Source organism: Shewanella sp. 10N.286.45.A1 (assembly GCF_041470405.1).
Taxonomy (GTDB): domain Bacteria; phylum Pseudomonadota; class Gammaproteobacteria; order Enterobacterales; family Shewanellaceae; genus Shewanella.
On record NZ_JBFRMK010000120.1, the window covers coordinates 1 to 5,040 of the forward strand.

Here is a 5,040-nt window from a genome sequence, read left to right on the forward strand (position 1 = left end):
TCTGAGTAGATCAACTTCTTATGCTGATTGGTATAAGTGGTGTTTTAACAGCTATGTAGCCCTATTGGCTAAAGGTGTTATAAGCCCGGCAAGGAAGAAACTGAAACGAGGACGAATAAAGAGGTTAGAAACGTCGCTGGAAGAGTGTTTAGCAGAGGTTGTTAAATAAACCGCGTAGAGCAAACTTGAAGAGTAACAAGCTATAAAAAAGACACAAAGAAAAAAGAGCCGTAGTAAACTACGGCTCTTCGAAATCTTTTTGCGATTAGCTAGATGCTAATCAAGCTGGTAACTTAAACTACAGTTACGTTCTCAGCTTGTGGGCCTTTTTGACCTTGAGTAACAGTAAACTGAACTTTTTGACCTTCGTCAAGAGTTTTGAAACCGTCAGAGTTGATAGCGCGGAAGTGTACGAATACATCTGGGCCAGACTCTTGCTCGATAAATCCGAAACCTTTATCAGAGTTGAACCACTTAACAACGCCAGTAACTTGAGACATAATATTGAATCCTGTAAATATAAATTAAAGCCTTAACGGCGGTAAAGCTGGAAAATGCCGGTTTACTTAATGTTAACAGGACGAACATTGTCGTATTGAACACATAAAAATAAGCCCTAACCTTCAAGCTGCAAACACTATAAACCATTCTCAGGAGATGTCAACACACATTCTAGACATTATTTTTAGTATTTTTGCTTATATATCTGTCGGTTGTAGATTTAGTGATAAAATAATTTATACAACCCAAATAAACCGACTTAACAAAGGCTTTAAAAAACCATCACATGCATGACCACTACGGCTATTTCGCCCTAAAGACCTCTATTTTGAAATCAAGTTCACACTCAAAGCCAGTCGTCGATAACGTTTGTTTTTGTTCATCGGTTAGCTTCCAGTTATAGGGTGTCATCTGTAAAAAATGGCGAATATCATTTTCGTCTGACAAATGTAGTGTACTTTCCAGTCGCTTTTGGTCAATGAGCTCAAAGCCTTCAATGCTGGAAGCGTCTTGCGTATGTTCTTTTGGTGATTCATAAATCAGCTCTTTTAAAGCGAAATGGTGTCTTGGGCCTGCACACACGGTAATGAGTATTCCACCAGGCTTTATCACTCGTTTAAGTTCAGTCTCTAACGACGGCGCGTAGATCCTTAACATAAAGTCGAAGCTATCATCAGCGTACGGCATATCAAAGGAACTCGCGACACTGAAGGCAATATCAGGATAGCGCTTTGCTGCATATTTAAGTGCAGACTTACTAATATCTAACCCAAACAAAGAAAAATCATCACCCAACTCTTTTGCTAAACGACTTGAGTAATACCCCTCTCCACAACCAATATCCAGTCCATACTGAGCTTCATTTAGATAGGTTTTAGCCAGTTGATTAACATTATCACTGAGCGCCTGATAGTAACCTTTATTGAGAAACTCTCTTCGAGCAAACATCATCTCTTTATTATCACCAGGATCGTTGGATTTTTTCTTTTGCACTGGCAATAAGTTTACATAACCCTCTTTTGCCCTATCGAATCGATGATTCGATGCACAAAACCACGTTTTGTCTTGTAGAGTTAATGCTTGTTCACATATAGGGCAACGGTAAATCATTGTTCATTCTCCAATGCAAAGGAACCGTTTGTTCCGTCTGCCATAAGTTGTTCTACTATCTCATTCAATTCAATTGGGGCGAGCAATTGATAATACGCCAGCTGCCTAATTAGCTGTTCCTGCTCCATAGATTGATTAGCAGGCTGGCTTAAACTTGGTCGTTCCGATAACTGAGAATATTGACGGGTCAATAATTGTCTTTTTCTAACGAGTTCGGCATCAAGTTTACTGAATTCTTGTTGATACCCCTCTTTACTCGCTCGAGTGAGCTCAAATCGAACACTTTCCAATTCGCTAATTTCAACCAACAGACTTTCAGCGTTATGCTCAACATCTACCGAGCGAGCAATGATATGCTTGGCTAACAAGATCTCTTTAGCAATATGTCCAATTCTAAAATCGGCTTCCAAAGCCACAAGATTCCACTTCACTGCCTCAACAATATTAAAACGGCACATATCGCTAAAATTAACGGCAACCGTTAACCCTGCTCCAAGTTGCGCAGCGCAAAGTTTGGGCGAAGTCCCTAAAGCTGAAAACAGTCTCCAACCCTGGCCAACAGAACGAGTAAGGCAATCTCTCGCTTCAACCGCACCATCTAGCTCACAAACCGATAATGACAAGTAAGGATGAATTCTAACCATCAGCGATGCTTTTGCTGCAGAAACCGCCACAACCACAACTTCGACTATCGGACCCGACTGCAATTGCAGCGCACTAAAGTCGCCAAATTGTTTGGAAAGAGAAAAGACTAATTTAGAGTGATGACTAATTTCGATAATTTGCGGTTGGATTAACAGCGGTTCAAACATACAGCACCTCATAGACCAACGCATATTGTACTTGCTTTAACTTTTCGGTGCTAGTTATCAAACTGACGTTAATTCAACCAAGTAAAGCACTCTAATGCTGAAGTTAAGACAATCACGCTAACACGGTGCTATGATGAATCCACTTAATAGAAGTTGATAGCCACTATTTTATGCCTTCGAAAAAACAAAACACCCTCTTCTGGCACGATTATGAGACATTCGGCGCAAACCCAGCAAAAGACAGACCATCGCAATTTGCTGGCGTTAGAACGGATATGGAACTCAATATCATAGATGAGCCAGTGACTTTTTATTGTAAACTGGCAAACGACTATCTCCCTTCGCCAGAAGCTATTTTGATTACCGGGATCACTCCGCAATTAGCGAATCAAAAAGGGACCCCCGAAGCCGAATTTATGGCGAAAGTGCATCAGCAGTTTAGCCAAGAAAATACCTGCGTGGTCGGTTACAACTCTATTCGCTTTGATGACGAAGTCTCTCGCTATGGCTTTTATCGTAACTTTTTTGACCCCTATGCAAGAGAGTGGCAAAACGGTAATAGTCGCTGGGACATTATCGATTTGGTCAGAGCTTGTTATGCTTTCAGACCTGATGGCATCAATTGGCCACAGAAAGAAGACGGTTCGCCAAGTTTTAAGTTAGAACAATTGACTGTTGCTAATGGCCTGAGCCATGAAAAAGCCCATGATGCGATGTCAGATGTTTATGCCACGATTGGCATGGCAAAACTGATAAAATCAGTACAACCTAAACTGTTCGATTACTACTTTAGCTTACGCAAAAAGCAAGAAGTGTCTAAGTTAATCGATGTGTTAGAGATGAAGCCTTTAGTGCATGTCAGTTCTAAAATTAGTGCCTTAAATGGTTGTACTACGCTAATAGCCCCGCTGGCATATCACTCCACCAATAAGAATGCGGTTATCTGCGTTAACTTAGCGATGGACGTCACGCCATTAATAGAGCTAACTGCGGAGCAGATCCGTGAACGCATGTATACACGGCGTGATGATTTAGCGGAAGATGAACTACCTATCGGTTTAAAGCAGATCCATATCAATAAGAGTCCATTCCTTGCTGGCGCTAAAACACTCACCGATGACAATGCTGCTCGATTAGATATCGATAAAGCATTTGCCAGAGAACAATATAAAAAGCTTAGACAGCACCCTGAAATTAGGGAAAAGCTGGTCGCCGTGTTTGATCTGCAATCTGATCGTGAAATAACCGATCCCGATCTTCAGCTCTACAGTGGTGGTTTCTTTAGCCATGCTGATAAAGCAAAGATGGAGATGATCCGCAATACTAAGCCAATCAACTTAGCGGCATTAGAATTAACCTTTGATGATGAACGCCTACCTGAGATGCTATTTAGGTATCGTGCTCGTAATTACCCAGAAACGTTAAATGACTCTGAGCTATTGCGCTGGCGAGAATTTTGCCAACCAAGACTCAATGATCCTGATTACATGATCAGATTGGAAAACATCATTGAAGAAACAGAGCAAAATGAATCAAAACAAAAATTACTCCAAGCTTTATGTCATTATCTTAGAAGCATTTAGGGTTTTCAGGTGATAAAGTGCGATCTCTGTCGCATTCTATATGTAACAAGCTTACTAGAATGATATTTCATTAGCGTTAAATAAAAGGAAGTAGCATATGCAAGACCGTTTTCTAAAAAGCATAGCTAATTTACCAGAAGCTTTAGCGAAGGCTGTCGTGCCTATGCTAGATAAAGACTTTGCCGGGCATCTTGATGCACAGCAAATTGAAGAGCTTAAAACGGCATCACAGTTAACCGAGCAAGATTTGTTACTGGCATTGCTACCAATAGCTGCAGCCCTTGCAAGGGTACCTATCAGTGAATTTTATGTAGGCGCCATTGCTAAAGGCAAAAGTGGTGATATCTACATGGGAGCCAACCTTGAACTTGCCGGTGAAGCTCTGTTTCATTCAGTTCATGCTGAGCAAAGTGCAATTAGCCATGCTTGGTTAAGTGGCGAACGTCAGATTGAAGATGTCATCGTTAACTTTTCACCATGTGGCCACTGTCGCCAATTTATGAATGAGCTGGTTGAAGGCCAAAAGGTGAACATCCACCTTCCAGAGCAAAAAACTCAACCACTTTCTCATTACCTGCCCTATGCCTTTGGCCCTACAGATCTGAATATCACAGAGCCATTGCTAACCAAACAGCAGCATGAGCTGACTCTTGATAGCTCTGATCCGATGATAATTGAAGCTGTCGATCATGCAGGGCTGAGCTACGCGCCTTACACTAAGAACTATGCGGCAGTAGTATTAGAGACTAAAGATGGCCTGACCTTCTCCGGCCGTTACGCTGAAAATGCAGCGTTTAATCCATCAATGTTACCGATGCAGATGGCATTATCCAATATGGCTCGCCACAACCGTGATTTCAGTGAGATAAACCGCGCTGTGTTAATCGAATCCTCAAAAGGTATTGTTTCTTTAGTGGGTGCGACTATGGATGCATTACATGCCGTTGCTGCGATTGAACTCGAACATATCGTTGTAGAACCTGAATAATTATTTAATTAAGTTTACAACTGAAAATGGACTGCCTAGGCAGTCC

The 5,040-nt window shown here is 41.4% G+C and carries 5 protein-coding genes; 2 read left to right on the forward strand and 3 right to left on the reverse strand.

The window, feature by feature from the left end:
* Positions 1–293: 293 nt before the first annotated feature.
* From AB4238_RS10030 to AB4238_RS10040, 3 genes are all read right to left on the reverse strand, one after another.
* Entirely contained in the window at positions 294–500 is a 207-nt protein-coding gene (locus AB4238_RS10030) for a cold-shock protein (RefSeq protein ID WP_012155714.1), read from the reverse strand.
* 304 nt (positions 501–804) lie between these two features.
* Positions 805–1,611, reverse strand: a complete 807-nt coding sequence (rlmA, locus tag AB4238_RS10035; protein ID WP_372033338.1) for a 23S rRNA (guanine(745)-N(1))-methyltransferase — start codon at positions 1,609–1,611, stop codon at positions 805–807.
* Positions 1,608–2,423, reverse strand: a complete 816-nt coding sequence (locus tag AB4238_RS10040) for a hypothetical protein (protein ID WP_372033339.1) — start codon at positions 2,421–2,423, stop codon at positions 1,608–1,610. Before AB4238_RS10040 ends, rlmA begins: the two co-directional genes overlap by 4 nt.
* Positions 2,424–2,593: 170 nt before the next feature.
* On the opposite strand from AB4238_RS10040, the gene sbcB reads away from it, so the two are divergent.
* Positions 2,594–4,006 carry an exodeoxyribonuclease I gene (sbcB, locus tag AB4238_RS10045; protein ID WP_372033341.1) on the forward strand — a complete coding sequence of 471 codons (1,413 nt, stop codon included), beginning with the start codon at positions 2,594–2,596 and terminating at the stop codon, positions 4,004–4,006.
* A gap of 97 nt (positions 4,007–4,103) precedes the next feature.
* Complete coding sequence (gene cdd, locus AB4238_RS10050) at positions 4,104–4,994, forward strand: cytidine deaminase (RefSeq protein ID WP_372033342.1); 891 nt, start codon at positions 4,104–4,106, stop codon at positions 4,992–4,994.
* Positions 4,995–5,040 lie beyond the last annotated feature (46 nt).

Coding starts and splice junctions, on each gene's coding strand:
- AB4238_RS10030 (WP_012155714.1), bottom strand. CDS start 500: ATGTCTCAAGTTACTGGCGTTGTTAAGTGGTTCAACTCTGATAAAGGT.
- rlmA (WP_372033338.1), bottom strand. CDS start 1,611: ATGATTTACCGTTGCCCTATATGTGAACAAGCATTAACTCTACAAGAC.
- AB4238_RS10040 (WP_372033339.1), bottom strand. CDS start 2,423: ATGTTTGAACCGCTGTTAATCCAACCGCAAATTATCGAAATTAGTCAT.
- sbcB (WP_372033341.1), top strand. CDS start 2,594: ATGCCTTCGAAAAAACAAAACACCCTCTTCTGGCACGATTATGAGACA.
- cdd (WP_372033342.1), top strand. CDS start 4,104: ATGCAAGACCGTTTTCTAAAAAGCATAGCTAATTTACCAGAAGCTTTA.